Source organism: Gilliamella sp. B3172 (genome assembly GCF_026536465.1).
Classification (GTDB): Bacteria; Pseudomonadota; Gammaproteobacteria; order Enterobacterales; family Orbaceae; genus Gilliamella.
Window position 1 is genome coordinate 120,014 of the sequence record NZ_JAFNOA010000009.1, and the last position, 17,720, is coordinate 137,733.

The 17,720-nt window shown below is 38.7% G+C and carries 12 protein-coding genes; all 12 read left to right on the forward strand.

Annotated features, from left to right (window positions below):
- Positions 1–125 precede the first annotated feature (125 nt).
- On the forward strand, positions 126–974 hold the full coding sequence (locus J3U37_RS10450; RefSeq protein WP_220218282.1) for an SDR family NAD(P)-dependent oxidoreductase: 849 nt from the start codon (positions 126–128) through the stop codon (positions 972–974).
- A gap of 111 nt (positions 975–1,085) precedes the next feature.
- On the forward strand, positions 1,086–1,376 hold the full coding sequence (locus tag J3U37_RS10455; RefSeq protein WP_267374774.1) for a putative quinol monooxygenase: 291 nt from the start codon (positions 1,086–1,088) through the stop codon (positions 1,374–1,376).
- A 196-nt stretch (positions 1,377–1,572) separates the two neighbouring features.
- Positions 1,573–3,615, forward strand: a complete 2,043-nt coding sequence (locus J3U37_RS10460) for an FAD-dependent oxidoreductase (RefSeq protein WP_267374777.1) — start codon at positions 1,573–1,575, stop codon at positions 3,613–3,615.
- Between the two features lie 233 nt (positions 3,616–3,848).
- Complete coding sequence (gene plsB / locus J3U37_RS10465; RefSeq protein ID WP_267374779.1) at positions 3,849–6,275, forward strand: glycerol-3-phosphate 1-O-acyltransferase PlsB; 2,427 nt, start codon at positions 3,849–3,851, stop codon at positions 6,273–6,275.
- 324 nt (positions 6,276–6,599) lie between these two features.
- Positions 6,600–9,668 (forward strand): formate dehydrogenase-N subunit alpha, encoded by a 3,069-nt coding sequence (gene fdnG / locus J3U37_RS10470; RefSeq protein WP_267374782.1) that lies wholly within the window; start codon positions 6,600–6,602, stop codon positions 9,666–9,668.
- 16 nt (positions 9,669–9,684) lie between these two features.
- Positions 9,685–10,659, forward strand: coding sequence for a formate dehydrogenase subunit beta (fdxH, locus tag J3U37_RS10475; RefSeq protein WP_294844820.1), 975 nt, complete (start codon positions 9,685–9,687; stop codon positions 10,657–10,659).
- Complete coding sequence (locus tag J3U37_RS10480; RefSeq protein WP_220218288.1) at positions 10,652–11,353, forward strand: formate dehydrogenase subunit gamma; 702 nt, start codon at positions 10,652–10,654, stop codon at positions 11,351–11,353. The genes fdxH and J3U37_RS10480 overlap by 8 nt, the downstream gene beginning before the upstream one ends.
- Positions 11,354–11,439: 86 nt before the next feature.
- Positions 11,440–12,348 (forward strand): formate dehydrogenase accessory protein FdhE, encoded by a 909-nt coding sequence (fdhE, locus tag J3U37_RS10485; protein ID WP_267374785.1) that lies wholly within the window; start codon positions 11,440–11,442, stop codon positions 12,346–12,348.
- Positions 12,349–12,573: 225 nt separating this feature from the next.
- Positions 12,574–13,536: an ABC transporter substrate-binding protein gene (locus J3U37_RS10490; protein WP_267374788.1), complete on the forward strand. Its 963-nt coding sequence runs from the start codon at positions 12,574–12,576 to the stop codon at positions 13,534–13,536.
- 321 nt (positions 13,537–13,857) lie between these two features.
- Positions 13,858–14,835 (forward strand): ABC transporter substrate-binding protein, encoded by a 978-nt coding sequence (locus J3U37_RS10495; RefSeq protein ID WP_220218291.1) that lies wholly within the window; start codon positions 13,858–13,860, stop codon positions 14,833–14,835.
- A 59-nt stretch (positions 14,836–14,894) separates the two neighbouring features.
- Complete coding sequence (locus J3U37_RS10500; RefSeq protein WP_220218292.1) at positions 14,895–15,839, forward strand: ABC transporter permease; 945 nt, start codon at positions 14,895–14,897, stop codon at positions 15,837–15,839.
- A gap of 1 nt (position 15,840) precedes the next feature.
- Positions 15,841–16,635: an ABC transporter ATP-binding protein gene (locus J3U37_RS10505; protein ID WP_220218293.1), complete on the forward strand. Its 795-nt coding sequence runs from the start codon at positions 15,841–15,843 to the stop codon at positions 16,633–16,635.
- The last annotated feature ends 1,085 nt before the right edge of the window (positions 16,636–17,720 follow it).

Consider the following 17,720-nt stretch of genomic DNA (forward strand, 5'->3'; position numbering starts at 1 on the left):
AATAAATAATTAAATATTTAGCTAAATTATTATCGCAACACTGTTTAAACAATAATAAGCAATAAATAACAAGCAAAACCGTTTACTTAGCGGTCGTTAACAAGTTTACGAAATAGGAGTTTTTTATGAGCCAAAGTTGGTTAGGGTTAGAAAATGATGTCTGTGTCGTCACTGGCGCTATGGGCGGTATGGGGTTAGAAATATGCCGTGAATTTGCTAAACAAAAAGCAAATTTGGTATTGATTGATTTAGATGAAGCCAAATGCCAACAATTTGCCAAAGAGCTCACAAAGCAGTATGGAATACAAGCGATCGGTATTGCGTGTAACACCACAATTGAAGAACAGGTTGATGCCGCTGTTGCCGAAGTAAAACAAGTATTCGGTCGCTGTGATGTGCTGGTTAACACCGCAGCTATTTTGCGTTTTTGCCCCATTGAGGATTTGCCACTTGATGAATGGAAAACGACAGTCAATATTAATTTAACCGGTTATTTTTTAATGTCACAACGCTTTGGGCGCTTGATGATTGAGCAAAAATCGGGGCGTATGGTGCATATCTCAACCGTTGCTTCTCATACACCCGAAACATACAGTGGCGCTTATAGTCCAACTAAAGCCGGGGTATCAATGCTATCTAAACAGTTTGCTGCAGAATGGGGGCAATTTGGTATTCGCAGTAATGCAGTATGCCCGTGCTTTGTCAAAACGCCGTTATCAAGAAAATTCTATGAAGATAAAGAAGTTGAACAAGGGCGAACACGTATGATAGCCAGCCGACGTATTGGTGAAACCATTGATATTGCCAACGCCGTTTTATATTTAGCCAGTAAACGTTCGGATTACTCTAACGGAACTGAGCTGGTTGTCGACGGTGGGTATGAAGTGATGTTAGGCGATTTAGTGCCTCGTCCGGGTGGGCGTCGTCAATTTGCCATTGAACAGCATGCAGCACTTAACGCAAATAAAAAATAGTAAACCGCAACGGCAAATAGCTATTGTCAAGATAGCTTATGTTAGCGGTCGTGAATATTAAAAGTTAACTCATAATCAATGATAACAAACGAAAGAATATAGGGAGCTTCGATGAGTGAATTGTCAATCATCGCAATACATCACGTTAAACCGGCTTTTGTTGAAGCATACCGCCAAGCGGCCGAGCATATAATTGCGCTTAGCAGAAAAGAATCAGGTTGTATTGCCTATGATCTGGGCATTGATTTGAGCGATTCTAATACGTTTATCTTTACTGAAACATGGGCTAGCAGGCAAGCGTTAGAGCATCATCAAAACACAGCGCATTTTTTAGCATTTAAAACGTTTCTCAATGGCAAATTAGTCGGTAGAGAGTGTTATATAACAAAAAAATTTAATTAACTAAGTTAGTTATTTCACATGGCTCGCATCGAGCAACAGATGCGAGCCATTATCGTTTTAAGTGATTTATAGATAAAATGAATCGATTTAATAAAATTAATAAAATATATATATAAAATTTTTCATCAATAATTTTTTAAAACCCAAAAATATTTAACGGATATTAAGAAAATTATTTAATAAAAAGGAGCCAAATATGCCTAATCTTTCAGCTATATTTGAACCGTTCGTGATTAACAGAACAACTATTCGTAACCGGATTGTTATGCCGCCTATTGGCACCAACTTCGCCACCCTTAACGGGGAAATGGTTGAAGACCATATTCAGTACTACGAACAACGAGCAAAAGGCGGGACTGGGCTTATTATCCTTGAAAATGTCTGTGTTGATTTTCCCTATGGTACCAATGGCACAACCCAACTGAGAATCGATAATGATCAGTATATCCCCGGTCTGTTTAAATTTACCGAGCGGATGCATAAACATGGCGCATCGGTTGCCGTGCAAATTAATCATGCCGGCGCATCAGCCTATCCCGGTCGTTTAAATGGTTTACAACCGATTTCATCGTCCAATATCCCGTCTAAAACCGGCGGTAATGTGCCAAGACCGGCAACGGTTGAAGAGCTTAATGAAATTGTTAAACAATACGGGCTTGCCGCTCAACGTGCTCAGCGGGCAGGCTTTGATGCCGTTGAAATTCATGGTGGGCACTCTTATTTGCTGAGTCAATTTTTATCACCAATCTATAATCGGCGTACCGATGAATTTGGTGGCAGCGCAGAAAATCGCTCTCGCCTTATTCGAATGGTTATTGATGAGATGCGCACAAAAGTTGGACCATATTTCCCAATTTTATTACGCATTAGTGCAGTTGATTTTGTCGACGGCGGTAATAGTTTAGATGATACGTTAGAAATTCTTCAATACCTTGCTGACGGGGTGGATGTGTTTGATGTGTCAGCGGCACAAAATGATACGATTCAATTTCAAATCGATCAGATGAACTTACCGGACGGCTGGCGTGCTTATATGGCTAAAGCCGTGCGTGATAAATTTAATAAGCCAACAATTGCATCGGGTAATTTTCGCGATCCGGCAATTATTGCTAAAACCATTGAAGAAGGCACCGCTGATTTTGTGGTGTTGGGTCGTGGGTTGATTGCAGAGCCTTATTGGGTTGAAAAAGTGCAAAATAATGAACTTGATACGTTAAGAAAATGTATCTCGTGCAATATTGGTTGTGCCGATCATCGTATCGCTCGTTCTAAACCGATTCGCTGCACGGTTAATCCCGATATTATTAGCTACGAAGACTACAAACGTTATCAAATTTCAACACCAATTAATGTTGTGGTTATTGGTGGCGGAACGGCAGGTCTTGAAGCAGCATGCAGCGCAGCTGAAGTTGGCTGTAAAGTCACTTTATTTGAGGAAAAACCTTTTTTAGGTGGACTTTCAATGATGATTTCACGCTTTCCTTATAAAGCACGCATTGCCGATTTACCTAAATTTTTAATTAATCGGGCAAAAAAATTAAAAAATCTGACCATTAAGCTAAATACGACAGCAACACCAGAAGTTATCGAAAGTCTTAAGCCAGACTTAGTGGTGAGTGCTACCGGTTCAAAGCCCCTTTTGCCACCAATTAAAGGCTTGCAAGCTCAACTGCAATCGAATAATCGTAAGGTGTTTTCGATCTTCGATATTATGCAAGATTTTTCACAATTTACCGATATTCCTAATAAAAAAGTGGTGGTGATTGGTGGTGGCGCCGTCGGTTTGGATGTAGTGGAATATTTTTCAGAAAACAAGGCTAAAGATGTTTCGATTGTCGAAATGAAATCGGCTATGGCAGAAGATTTAGATTATATTGGTCGAATTTCCATGATGACAATGCTTAATCACAATGGAGTAAATGTTCATTTATCAACGACTTTATTAGAAGTTGCCGACGATTACTTTTTGGTAAGCGATAAAGACGGCAACCAATTTAAACTACCTTTCGATTACGGTTTTGTTTGTCTGGGTATGCAAAGTGAAAATACTTATAGCGCTGCATTTATTGAGCACGCCAAAGCACATAACTATATTTTTCATAAAATTGGTGATAATAAGCAGGCTCGCAAACTTATTGACGGAATGCGTGAAGGACGAGATGTGATCACCTTAATTCAACGCTTAGAAAGAATCAAAGCCAACAAAGTACGTGGAGTTGATATCAATAAACCTTTATAATACGCTGTTATGATAACCGAATTTTCAAGCAGTTGAACGCACATAGCTGAAAGATTGTGCAAATTTGCTTACGGTTGAACTTTAACAAGTATATACTTAATTAGGCTCTCTGATTGAAAATAATGAGAGCTAATAATTTTTTATGGCTTAAACGCTCATTTCATATCGGGTTGGCGAATTAACCTTAAGTTATTTAAGTATATCATTAGCAGTAAATTAAGAGGTTTATCTTTATGTTTCCTTGGTGGACTAAAATCTATTTGTCACTAATTCAGATCCCGGTTAAGCTTTTTGTCAAAAGCAAACCGATTCCGACCGATCCAATTACTGAATTAGATTTGGATACCAATAGACCTATCTTATATGTACTACCTTATAACTCTCAGATCGATTTAATGGTCGTTCGTTCGCTGTGTTTACGTTATGATTTACCTGATCCATTAAAAGGCATCGATATTAATGGCAAAATTGTGCCGGCTTTTATCTATATTGATAAAGGTCCTGGCTTTTTTGCTTCTAACCAGCTGCAAAATATGTCTATCGATATTTTAAAAGACTATATTTCGGCGCATCAGCAAAATGAAGATCTGGATATCCAAATGTTACCGGTTTCGGTTATGTTTGGACGTAGCCCGGATAAAGAAGGTAAAAAGAAACCTACGTTGCAAGTGCTTGGTGCAACTTATAAATTATATAAAATCATTGTATCAGGTCGAGACTGCTATACCCGTTTTTCCCGTACAGTATCGTTTAAAGCTTTACAGAATGATAAGCAGCAAGATATTTCGGTATTAGCACATAAATTAGCTCGTGTTGCCCGAATTCATTTTGCTAAACAGAGAATGGCTTCAGTCGGACCTAAATTGCCGGTCAGACAAGAGATGCTCAACGGTTTACTTAAAAAACCGGGATTAGCTGAAGCGATCGAAGAAGAAGCGAAAAGTAAAAATATCAGTCAAGAGAAAGCGCAAAGAAATGCGTTAGCGATGTTAAATGAGATTGCCGCTAACTTTTCTTACCGAATGCTGCGTATCACCGATTTTGTACTGACTTGGGCATGGAATAGGCTCTATCAAGGCTTAAAAGTTACCAATGCTGACCCGGTGCGAGAACTGGCTCAAAATGGTCATGAAATTGTCTACGCACCTTGTCATCGAAGTCATATGGATTACCTGTTATTATCCTATGTTCTGTATCGTCAAGGATTAGTGCCACCACATATTGCCGCTGGTATTAACCTAAATTTCTGGCCTGCAGGTCCGATTTTTAGACGATTAGGGGCATTTTTTATTCGCCGTTCGTTTCGTGGCAATAAACTTTATACTTCTGTTTTTCGGGAATATCTTGCTGAACTATTTATCCGTGGTTATGCGGTTGAATACTTTATCGAGGGAGGCCGTTCACGTACCGGTCGATTGCTCGATCCGAAAACGGGTATGTTAATGATGACCGTTCAAACACTTTTGCGTGGCGATGCAAGGCCGATCACTATTGTTCCGGTCTATATCGGCTACGAGCATGTTTTAGAAGTTGCCACTTATGCCAATGAACTGCGTGGCGCTCAAAAAAAGAAAGAGAGTTTATGGCGCACCATTAAAGCCTTTTTAAAACTGAAAAAATTGGGTTATGGTTATGTCAATTTTGGCCACCCTATACCTTTAAACCAATTTTTAACGCAACAAGTTCCGCAATGGCGAGATGCTATCGAACCAACCGGCACAGTGCGCCCAAACTGGCTGACACCGACAACCAATTTGTTGGCTAAAGAGATTATGGAGCGCATTAACTCATCAGCGGCAATTAATGCGATGAACTTATGTTGCTCGATCTTATTAGCAGCCGATCAACGAGCGCTAACTAAAGTGAGATTGCTTGAGCATATCAGTTATTTGATTAAACTATTTAAAAGCATTCCTTATTCGGATTTGATAACCATTCCCGATCAGACGCCCGAAGAGTTATTCGAGCATGCTAAACAAATGGGTAAATTTGTCATCACAACCGATGAAGCGGGTGAAATTGTTGGGCTTACTGCCGAACAAGCCATTTTAATGACGTATTACCGCAACAATATTCAACATTTATTAATTATTCCAGCCATTGTTGCCAGAATTTTGTTAAAGCATAATCGAATCTCATCACAAGAGGTTGTTGAGCAAGTGAAATTGCTGTTCCCGTTAATTAAATCGGAACTGTTTCTTTATCATAACGATGAGCAATTAACTCAATATGTTCATCAGATCATTGACGCTTATGCTAAGTTGAATTTGATCAGTTATACTCCGGATAAATTAACATTGAATTATTTAAAAATGTCGGGATTGCAATTACTCTCTTCATCTTCTAAAGATACATTACAGCGTTACGTTATTGCTTTTTCGTTATTGCAAAAAGATCCAAGCATTAGCCGAGGCACGCTAGAGAAAGAAGCACGCCTTATTGCTGAAAGATTATCAGTTTTACATGGTATTAATGCACCTGAATTTTTCGATAAAGGCGTTTTTTCAGCATTGGTCAGTTCAATGCGAGAACAGGGTTACTTAGATGATAAAGGCGATGCTAACTTGCCGAAAATTGAGGCAATGAATAACATTCTTAAACCTCTTATCACCGCCCGAGTGATGCAAACGATTGATGAAATTAATCCACTTGATAAGTAGATAAATTAACGCCTATTTTGGATAATCTTGCTCATGAACTTCCCATGAGCAAGACAATAATACAATACTTCATTTTTTTACACTAAAACACAGCTTAAATCTTAATTTTTTGCATGAATAATCGAGATTATTCAACAGATTTCTATTTTTTTTATTAATTCAGCCCCATTTATTTGACATATGTCAAAACTTTACATTTTTGTACTTGTTTTTCCCTTTATTTCCGGTCAATTAAATATTATCATTACAATTAATAGGGATGTTTTTTACTGCTTCCAACATAATAAATTTAATAATGTAATGTCAGCTTTTTAAGGAGTTCATATGCTATTTAACCGTAGACAGTTCTTTAAGATCTGTGCTGGTGGCATGGCAGGAACAACGGTTGCTACGTTGGGATTTGCGCCCAATGTAGCGCTTGCACAAACTCGCCAATATAAACTATTAAAATCAAAAGAAACACGCAATAACTGCACCTATTGTTCGGTAGGATGTGGCATGTTGCTCTATAGTCGTGGGGATGGTGCTAAAAATGCCGAGTCTTCGATTTTTCATATTGAAGGCGATCCTGATCATCCGGTGAGTCGAGGTTCTCTTTGTCCGAAAGGCGCTGGTGTGCTTGATTATATTAAAAGCGAGCAACGGGTTAAATATCCGGAATATCGAGCGCCAGGCTCTGATAAGTGGCAACGCATTAGTTGGGATGACGCAATAGACCGTATCGCTCGCTTAATGAAAGCTGACCGTGACAAAAATTTTATCGAGAAAAATAAACAAGGTACCACCGTTAATCGCTGGACAACAACCGGTTGGGCGGTGACCTCAGCAGCCAGTAATGAAACTGGTTGGTTAGCGTTTAAAATTGCCCGTTCACTGGGTATGTTAAGCCTTGAAACGCAAGCTAGGGTCTGTCATGGTCCTTCGGTATCAAGCTTAGCGGCAACCTATGGTCGTGGCGCCATGACCAACAATTGGAATGATATTAAAAATGCCAATGTGGTTATTGTTATGGGCGGTAATGCGGCTGAAGCGCACCCGGTTGGCTTTAAATGGGCTATTGAAGCAAAAATTTCAAATGGCGCCGAACTGATTGCTATTGATCCACGGTTTCATCGAACAGCTTCGGTAGCTGACCATTATGTCCCCATTCGCTCCGGCTCTGATATTGCTTTTTTACTTGGAGTGATTAATTATCTGATCACGCATAACGAAGTTAATTTTGACTATTTAGTCACCCATAGTAATGCCAGCTTACTGGTTCGGGATGATTTTAATTTTGATGAAGCTTCCGGACTATTTAGTGGTTATGATGCGGCTAATCGTCAGTATGATCAGACCAGTTGGGCTTACCAAAAAGATGACAATGGCTACGCCTTAAGAGATAAAACCCTTAGCCATCCACGTTGTGTTTGGAATCTGCTTAAAAAACATGTCAGCCGCTATACGCCGGAAATGGTTAATCAAATAACCGGTAGCCCGATTGACAATTTTTTACACGTTTGTCGTTCTTTAGCTAGCACCAAAACCAATGATAGAGCTGCGACATTTTTATATGCGTTAGGTTGGACGCAACACACTTATGGCACACAAATTATCCGCACAGCGGCAATGATTCAACTGATTTTAGGTAATATTGGCGTTATGGGCGGAGGCATTAATGCCTTGCGTGGACACTCTAACATTCAAGGTTTAACCGATGTGGGCTTACTATCCAATCGCCTGCCAGCTTATCTTGATTTACCAAAAGAATCGCAAATTTCACTTGAGCAGTATTTAGATGAAAAAACCCCAAAACCGCTTGGTCCCAACGAGGTCAATTTTTGGGGGAATTATCCTAAATTTTTTATCAGCTTTATGAAATCCATGTATGGCGATAAAGCCACAAAAGAGAATAATTGGGGATTTGATTGGCTACCTAAGTGGGATCAAACTTACGACATGTTGCGATTTAGTAAAATGATGCGTGACGGCCAAGCTAATGGTTTTATCTGCCAAGGCTTTAATCCACTTGCGGCTTTACCGGATAAAAACAGCATTCGTGAAGGGTTATCTAATTTAAAATTTTTAGTGAGCATAGACCCGCTACCAACCGAAACAGCCGAATTTTGGAAAAATCATGGTGAGTCTAACGATGTTGATTCTAGCAAAATCCAAACTGAAGTCTTTAGGCTACCTTCGAACTGTTTTGCTGAGGAGAACGGCACAATCGTTAACTCTTCACGCTTGTTACAATGGCACTGGGCGGCGGCAAGGCCTCCATATGAATCCCTTTACGATCCGGAAATCATTGCTCGTATCTATTTAAGAATTAAAGAGCTATATGCCCTTGAAGGTGGAGCTTATCATGAAGCTATCGATAATCTAACCTGGGATTATCAAGATCCAGAAGGACCAGCAGCCGAAGAGTTAGCCAAAGAGTGTAATGGTCGAGCGCTAGCCGATCTCACTGATGCTAATGGCAATGTGGTACTGAAAAAAGGACAATTATTGAGCGGATTTGCTCAATTAAAAGCCGACGGTACCACCTCTTCAGGTATTTGGATTTTCTGTGGCTCATGGACTGAACAAGGCAACCAAATGGCGCGGCGAGATCCTAGCGATCCGTCCGGTAAAGGTGTGCATGCCGGCTGGGCGTGGGCTTGGCCAATGAATCGCCGAGTACTGTATAACCGAGCTTCTGCTGATGAGAATGGTAATCCATGGGATCCTAAACGGGTATTAGTTAAATGGAATGGCTCAAGTTGGGTGGGTAATGATGTCGCCGATTTTACCGCTACATTACCACCGAGTTCAGGCGCTGGCGCATTTATTATGAATAACGACGGTTTAGGCGGATTATTTTGCTTAAATCGGTTAGTTGACGGACCTTTCCCGGAGCATTATGAACCGTTTGAAACACCAATTTCAAATAACCCTATGCATCCAAAACAAGTCAGTAGTCCGGTTGCGAGAGTATTTAAAGAAGATTTAGCTCGCTTAGGTAGCGCCAATGATTTCCCTTATGTCGGCACCACTTACAGTATTACTGAACACTTCCATTTTTGGACTCAACATGCAAGGCTAGCCTCAATTACGCAACCAGAGCAATTTATTGAGCTTAGCGAGAATTTAGCAAGTAAAAAAGGCATAAAACTGGGCGATATGGTTAAAGTCACTTCATATCGAGGCTATATCAAGGCTAAAGCAGTTGTCACTAAACGCCTGCCAACTTTAACAGTTGACGGTAAAGAGATCGAAACTATTGGCATTCCTATTGTATGGGGATTTACCGGCCAGACGAAAAAAGGATTTTTGGTCAATGAGTTAACACCGCACTTAGGCGATGCTAATTCACAAACGCCTGAGTATAAATCGTTTTTAGTCAATATCGAAAAAGTTACCCCAGCGGCATAGGGAGGAAGATTTAGTTATGTCATTACAAACTCAAGATATTATTCGCCGCTCAGCAACCAATGCTTTAACACCGGCGCCACGAGCTCGGGACTACCAGCAAGAGGTAGCCAAATTAATCGATGTCACAACTTGCATCGGCTGTAAAGCCTGCCAAGTTGCGTGTAGCGAATGGAATGATTTACGCGCTGAAGTTGGTCATACCGTTGGTGTTTATGATAATCCCGCTGATTTAGCACCCAAAGCGTGGACGGTTATGCGCTATTCGGAAGTGGAAGTAAATGGTAAATTCGAATGGTTAATACGCAAAGATGGTTGTATGCACTGTTCCGATCCGGGCTGCTTAAAAGCCTGCCCTTCAGAAGGGGCAATTATACAATATGCCAACGGTATCGTTGATTTTCAGTCAGAACACTGTATTGGCTGTGGCTACTGTATGGCCGGTTGTCCATTTAACATTCCAAGAGTCAGTAAAGAAGATAATCACTCCTATAAATGTACGTTATGCGTAGATCGGGTTTCAGTGGGTCAAGAGCCGGCGTGTGTCAAAACCTGCCCAACCGGCGCCATTCATTTTGGTACTAAGCAAGATATGATTCGCCATGCTGAGCATCGTATTGAAGATCTGAAAAAACGTGGATTTGAGCATGCCGGGCTTTATGATCCTCAAGGTGTGGGTGGTACGCATGTTATGTATGTGTTACATCATGCTGATCAGCCAGAACTTTATCACGGTTTACCCAAAGATCCGCATATCAGTGACGTTGTTAAATTTTGGAAAGGTGTCTGGAAGCCGATTTCGGCTGCGGCCTTTGTTGCTACATTTGGTGGATTACTATTCCATTATATGGGTGTCGGTGCAATTGAAGTAGATGAAGATGATATTGAACACGAAAAACAAGCCGATCAACAAGCAAGAAAACGTTTAGGCCTACCTATTTTTGGTCGAAAAAATAGTACCGATTCATCACAACAGGAGAATCACCATGAATAAAAAAGGAATGATATTAAGAACACCGCTTATTGTTCGTTTTTGCCACTGGTGTATGGTGTGCTTGTTTATTTTAACTGCGCTTTCAGGTTTATCTTTGTTTTTTCCGTCGATTAAACTATTTAGCTTAGTGCTCGGAACACCACAATTAGTTAGGGCATTGCATCCAATTATTGGTTGTGTTGTTTTTGTACTGTTGATGTTTATGTTTTTAAAACTGGCTCATCATAACATCCCCAATAAAAACGATATTATTTGGATTAAAAACTTCAAAAGCGTCATTATGGGTAAAGAAGAAGGCATTCCGATAGGCAAATACAATATCGGGCAGAAGTTTTTATTCTGGTGCATTATGGGCTTAATTTCGGTCTTGTTTATTACCGGTATGATCATGTGGCGTAGATACGTTTCAGATTATTTCCCGGTTTATATTGTCCGTATTGCGATATTTTTCCATTCACTTGCCGCAATCGCTTTAATTCTACTTGCTATCGGTCACGCTTATATGGCTATTTGGGTTAAAGGCTCGATCAAAGGGATGATTACAGGTTATGTATCAAGAGCATGGGCACGTAAAAATCACTCAGCATGGTATGAGGAGGAAATGCAACAGCTTTATCAACAAGAACTGAAAGAAAATTCAAACAGCAAAACTGAGCAGGCAACGCAAAGTGATCAAAAACCGGCTGAAATATAATTAAAACTATCCGCTGATACCTGTCGGCGGAAGTTTCTTAATTGACAATAAATCATGGTTAATATAATAATTACAGGTAAGCAATAATGAGTATAAAAATTGTCCCACAAGCACAACTCGAACAACACAATTTCAATTCAGTTATTAAACAAATCCCGTTAGTTTTTTATCCTTCTGCAAAAACGCTTTATACTCATCGAGTAGAACGTTTACAAGCATTAGCCCAAAAAAGCCCATTTAGTGATTATTTAAATTTCTGTCTTCAAATAGCCCAGCAACAAGCTAATTTAGTAAAACAACAACCAGTTGAGCTTCACCAATCAATCCCGTTAAATAACGATAATCCACCATTAAGTTTAAAAAATTTACCATTAAGCGATGTGTGGCAAAAATATTTAAATCAATTGTTACAAGCCATTTCCGACACAACCCCGCAAATTACATTGGTCATTGAGTCACTGCTTAAAAATAGTGCTGAGCAACTACAGCAAAAAGCGCTTTATTTACTCAATGGTAAGCTCAATAAGGTAGAAGGTAATGAATCGATATTTATTTGGTCGGCGCTTTCGCTTTACTATTGCCAGTTAGCTAGCCAAATTAAAGGTAAAGCGGTTGCGGAAAATACCGATAACAGTTGGTTATGTCCTGTTTGTAATAGTATGCCGGCGGCAAGTGTCATTCAAATTGGCGGTAATAATGGTTTACGTTACTTACATTGTAGTTTGTGTGAAAGTGAGTGGTATGTACCGCGAGTAAAATGTACCAGTTGTGATGATTTACAACATATAGAATATTTTTCACTGGATAATACATTAGCCGCAATTAAAACGGAATGTTGTCATGCTTGTCAAAGCTATCTGAAAATCTTTGATCAAGATAAAGACCCACATTTAGAAGTGATTGCTGATGATATCGCTTCATTAATTTTAGATATAAAAACCGAAGAAGAAGGATTTGCTAAAAGTGGGATCAATCCGTTTATTTTTGGTAACTAATCGTTGATTGCTTTATATTATTGCTATTAAACATTAGTCAGCGATTAGATGTTTGCCAATTGTATTTGGTTATTCAACATCCGATGATAGCTGATCGATAAATAATCGTTAGACGACCCTGTTATCTTAATTAAGTACAAAGTAAATAAAAATAAAATACAACTTAACATTTGCAAATAATAAGACTAGAATTAGAACCACTGTACTAGTTTATGAGTGTAATCTATGAAACGTTATTTTTTATTGTTTGTTATGTTAATCATTGCGCCATTTTTCAGTTCGGCCAATACGGTTAAAAATGTCGCTATAACGGCGATTGTTGAACACCCTTCGTTAGATCAGATTCGTGATGGCGTTAAAGACGAATTAGTAGAAAGTGGCTTTAAATTAGACCAAGATCTAAAAGTGCAATATAAAAGTGCGCAAGGAAGTAGCGCTACCGCAGCCCAAATAGCCAGACAATTTGTTGCAGCTAAACCCGATGTAATTGTCGCAATCGCAACGCCAAGTGCTCAAGCTACTGCGGCGGCAACGAAACAAATTCCGGTTGTTTTTGCTGGGATCACCGATCCGATAGCGGCAAAATTAATAAAAGATTGGCAACCAAGTGGCACCAATATTACGGGCGTGTCGGATTATCAAGAAATTGTGCCACAGGTCGATTTCATGAAAAAAATTGTCCCTAACGTTAAATCAGTTGGGTATATTTATAGCCCAAACGAAATTAACTCCACTGTCGTATTAAAAAATTTACAAGCTGAGTTAACTAAACACAATATCGCTTTAGTCGCCGTGCCAGCACAACGAACAGCCGATATTTCAACTGCTGCAAATACCCTAAAAGGTAAAGTTGATCTTATCTATACGACCACTGATAATAATGTGGTTTCTGCTTATGATTCTTTAGTAAAATTCGCTAATGAAAATAAAATTCCATTGTTAGCATCTTTCCCCGATGCGATTGAGCGTGGTGCCGTTGCGGCATACGGCATGAGTTATTATGATGTTGGGCGTCAATCCGGGAAACTTGTTGTGCGGATTTTGAAAGGCGAAAAAGCTGGCGATATCAAACCAGAAATAGGTCAAGCATTACGCCTTGTTATAAATACCCAAGCGGCGAAAAAACAAGGGATCACGCTTTCTCCCCAAATTATCGAGTCGGCTTATAAAGTCATTGGCGATAACTAATTGATAACTAAGCGATAACCAGGCGCGAACATTATCAATATCTTTTATACTTTGCTCACGAAACTGAGCAAGGTATAACTTATAGTCACCCCCCTGATTCACTTCACTAATCTTAACTTATCCCATAAAGTTGATGATGCGCTTAAATTGGTGTTATTTAATCTACCAATAATAGATTGCGTTTTTGCTCCCCCCCACTCATAGTGTGTAATAAATTATTTACACCATTACTGTTCTTTTTTTCTAGAAAATTATCTGTTTTTGCTTTATAGTAAATCTATTAATCGCTTAATTGTAAAAAAATTCTTACAGGAGCACCTTATGCGTAATACGATTATAAAATTTTGTATGTTATTAAGCTTATCCATTATGGCTTTCTCATCTTCCGCAGAAACAAATGATGAGCAAAAAAATGTAGCTATCACCGCTATTGTTGAACATCCGGCATTAGATAATGTGCGAAAAGGTGTTGAAGATGAATTAAAAGACAACGGTTATATTGCGGGTAAAAATCTTAAATTGCAGTTTTTAAGTGCACAAGGTAGTAGTGCTAATGCTGCTCAAATTGCCAAGCAGTTTGCGGCAAGTAAACCGGATGTGATTGTTGGCATCGCAACACCAAGTTCACAAGCGTTAGTTGCCACAACAAAACTTATCCCAATTGTGTTTACCGCCGTTACCGATCCGGTTGCCGCTAAATTAACAACCAGTTGGGAAGCATCAAAAACAAATGTAACGGGCGTATCTGATGCGCTTTCACTCGATTCACAAATTGATCTGATGTTGAAAATTAAACCCGATGCGAAAAATATTGGCTATGTCTATAGCCCTAGCGAAGTGAATTCAACAATCATTTTAAAAGAGCTTCAAATAGCGTTAGAAAAACGTGGAATGAAAATCATAGCCGCCCCGGCACAACGCACTTCAGATATTTCTACTGCAGCCAGAAGTTTGAAAGGTAAAGTCGATTTGATCTATACTACCACCGATAACAATGTGGTTTCTGCCTATGAAGCTTTGGCTAAAGTTGCTAACGAAAGCAAAATCCCTCTTATTGCCTCAAACCCTGAATCAGCAGAGCGTGGCGCTATTGCCGCTTTAGGTATGAGCTATTATGATCTTGGCCGTCAAGCTGGTAAAATTGTTATTCGAATACTAAATGGTGAAAAACCCGGTGATATTCCGCCGCAAGTGGGAAATATCACACAATTAACAATTAATAAAAAAGCTGCTGAACGACAAGGAATCACATTGTCAGAAGAGGTGTTAAAATCAGCAGAAAATATTATTGAAAAATAACTGTTTATTCTTATTAACTAAACCGCCAATTTTGGCGGTTACTTTTAATGGATCTTTTCATGTCTTTTGAATTTTTATTAGGCTCAATTGGAATTGGACTTATTTATGCCCTTGTGAGTTTAGGTGTATTTATCTCCTTCCGTTTACTTGATTTTCCCGATTTAACCGCTGATGCAAGCTTTCCGCTAGGGGGCGCAGTTTGTGGATTATGTATCTATGTTGGTATCGATCCATGGATTGCAACCTTGCTTGGTATGCTTGCTGGCTGCTTAGCGGGTGCGATGACAGGTTTACTGTACGTTAAACTCAATATTTTACAATTACTTTCAAGTATTATAGTGATGATTGGGCTTTATTCGATCAATCTGCGGATCTTAGGTATTGGTCCATATGTTATGGGTGAAACACCTAGATTAGCAGGCTCACCAAATCTTTCGTTACTGGATGCTAAAACAATATTCTCGCCATTTATTGCGGAAGATTATAGTAATCAATACATCGTACAACCTTTAATGGTACTTGCTTTTGTTGTGGTATTTTGGGTATTACTGAATCTATTTTTAAATACTCAAAAAGGTTTAGCATTAAGGGCTACCGGTACAAATCCACGAATGGCAAAATCGCAAGGAATTCCAACCGGCAGTATCACTATTCTTGGCATGGCAATATCCAATGGTCTAATCGCATTAGGCGGCTCTTTATTTGTTCAAACTCAAGGTGGTGCCGATATTACTATAGGTGTTGGAACAATTGTGATAGGTCTTGCTTCGATTATTATTGGTGAAAGTATCTTTCCAACTAAACGTATATGGGCAGTGATGCTAGCGGTTATTTTTGGCTCTATTTTATATCGTTTATTTATTGCCTTTGCCCTTAGCAATCAATTCTTACAAGATATTGGCGTTGGAACGGAAGATTTAAATCTTATTACAGCAATTTTAGTTGTCCTTGCGCTGGTGTTACCTAAGCAGTTACAAAAACGTTCAAAGAAAAGAGGAAGTTAACATGATTAAGGTTAGCGATATACAATTAACTTTTAATCAAGGAACACCGATTGAAAATCATGTTTTACGAGGATTAAATCTTAACGTCCGCAAAGGTGAATTTGTTACTATTATTGGTAGTAATGGTGCAGGTAAAAGCTCGTTACTTAATGTTATAAGTGGTGATTTATTTGCTGATTCAGGACATATTATTATCAATGATCAGGATGTTACCCGTTGCCCAGCTTGGAAAAGAGCGGGTATGGTTGCCCGAGTTTTTCAAGATCCTATGGTCGGTACTTGTGAGAACTTAACTATAGAAGAAAATCTAGCCATTGCTTATAACCGTGGTCATAGATTTAGATTAATCCCGGCATTAAATGGTAAACTTCGTGCAATTTTTAAAGACAAGCTAGCTACTTTGAACTTAGGACTTGAAAATCGCCTGTCCGATATGATGGGTTTGCTTTCTGGCGGTCAAAGACAAGCGGTCAGCTTGCTAATGTCGACTTTACAACCTTCAAAATTACTGTTACTTGATGAACATACTGCCGCCCTTGATCCTAAAACGGCACAGTTTGTTTTAGAACTGACTAATGAAATTGTTGGTCAAAATCAATTAACCACAATGATGGTTACCCATTCAATGAAACAAGCTTTAGAATATGGAAACAGAACAGTAATGCTTCATCAAGGACAGGTTGTACTTGATGTATCAGGAGAAGAAAGAAGTAAATTAACGGTCACAGACTTGCTTGAAATGTTTGAAAAAACCCGTGGTGAGAAAGTTACCGACGATGCCTTACTATTAGGTTAATCCTTCATATAATAAGCAATATTTCTACCGGAAATATTGCTTGCTACTCTCTATTCCTTTAAATTTTTTATCTAACTGACGTAGTTTCAATGACGATCTTATACGCTCACCATTATCAAAACCAAACCTCATAAACTCTGATCTAAGTAAGTAGATAGATTGCCTCTAAGACATATTTATCAACATCTAAAACTCACACCTTATTATTCCAACAATATGCCTTTGTCGTTGTGCCTGCAATCACTTTAGCTAACCAAAATAAATACATTCTCTCTATTCTTTTAAATTTTTCTCTGGCTGACGGTTTTTCAATGATGATCTTATACAATCACCGTTATCAAAACCAAATCTTTATAAACTCTCATTAAAGTAAGTTCATAAATTGCCTCTAAGACATATTTATCAATATCAAAAGCCCATGCCTTATTGTTCCAATAATATGCCTTTCCCTTTGTGCCTGTAATCACTTAAGCTAACCATAATAAATACACTTTTGAATGTGAGTTTATTTAATGACACATCTAATACTATATACTGACAAGATCTTAAACGTGCAACAATGAATAGTTAGTAGTTTACTTTTACAGCCATTCGCCTTATTGGTAGTTATCATAAGCATGACATAGATTTGTCTTAATTTAAATGAACTATATTTGAGATATAAAAAAATAGAAATAGGATAATTGGGTATTGGTTAATTAGGTAATTAGGTAATTGATTAATTGGTTAATTGAGTAATTGAGTAATTGAGTAATTGAGTAATTGAGTAATTGAATAATTGAATAATTGAATAATTGAGTAATTGAATAATTGAGTAAATGGGAAATATCCAATTAAATGTTAATTATGCGGGAAACCACAAGTTAATGTGAACGATAATTTGGTAATTAGTGATGACTAACTGATTAACCAATGTTTTTATGTAACCAAATTATTTACACAAAATCTAAACGGCAAATAGCAAAAAAGCCCAGCATTTCTGCTGGGCTTTCGCTCTAATTTAAAAGTCTGGCGGCACCCTACTCTCACATGGGTAATACCCACACTACCATCGGCACTACGGCGTTTCACTTCTGAGTTCGGCA

Coding starts and splice junctions, on each gene's coding strand:
- J3U37_RS10450 (WP_220218282.1), top strand. CDS start 126: ATGAGCCAAAGTTGGTTAGGGTTAGAAAATGATGTCTGTGTCGTCACT.
- J3U37_RS10455 (WP_267374774.1), top strand. CDS start 1,086: ATGAGTGAATTGTCAATCATCGCAATACATCACGTTAAACCGGCTTTT.
- J3U37_RS10460 (WP_267374777.1), top strand. CDS start 1,573: ATGCCTAATCTTTCAGCTATATTTGAACCGTTCGTGATTAACAGAACA.
- plsB (WP_267374779.1), top strand. CDS start 3,849: ATGTTTCCTTGGTGGACTAAAATCTATTTGTCACTAATTCAGATCCCG.
- fdnG (WP_267374782.1), top strand. CDS start 6,600: ATGCTATTTAACCGTAGACAGTTCTTTAAGATCTGTGCTGGTGGCATG.
- fdxH (WP_294844820.1), top strand. CDS start 9,685: ATGTCATTACAAACTCAAGATATTATTCGCCGCTCAGCAACCAATGCT.
- J3U37_RS10480 (WP_220218288.1), top strand. CDS start 10,652: ATGAATAAAAAAGGAATGATATTAAGAACACCGCTTATTGTTCGTTTT.
- fdhE (WP_267374785.1), top strand. CDS start 11,440: ATGAGTATAAAAATTGTCCCACAAGCACAACTCGAACAACACAATTTC.
- J3U37_RS10490 (WP_267374788.1), top strand. CDS start 12,574: ATGAAACGTTATTTTTTATTGTTTGTTATGTTAATCATTGCGCCATTT.
- J3U37_RS10495 (WP_220218291.1), top strand. CDS start 13,858: ATGCGTAATACGATTATAAAATTTTGTATGTTATTAAGCTTATCCATT.
- J3U37_RS10500 (WP_220218292.1), top strand. CDS start 14,895: ATGTCTTTTGAATTTTTATTAGGCTCAATTGGAATTGGACTTATTTAT.
- J3U37_RS10505 (WP_220218293.1), top strand. CDS start 15,841: ATGATTAAGGTTAGCGATATACAATTAACTTTTAATCAAGGAACACCG.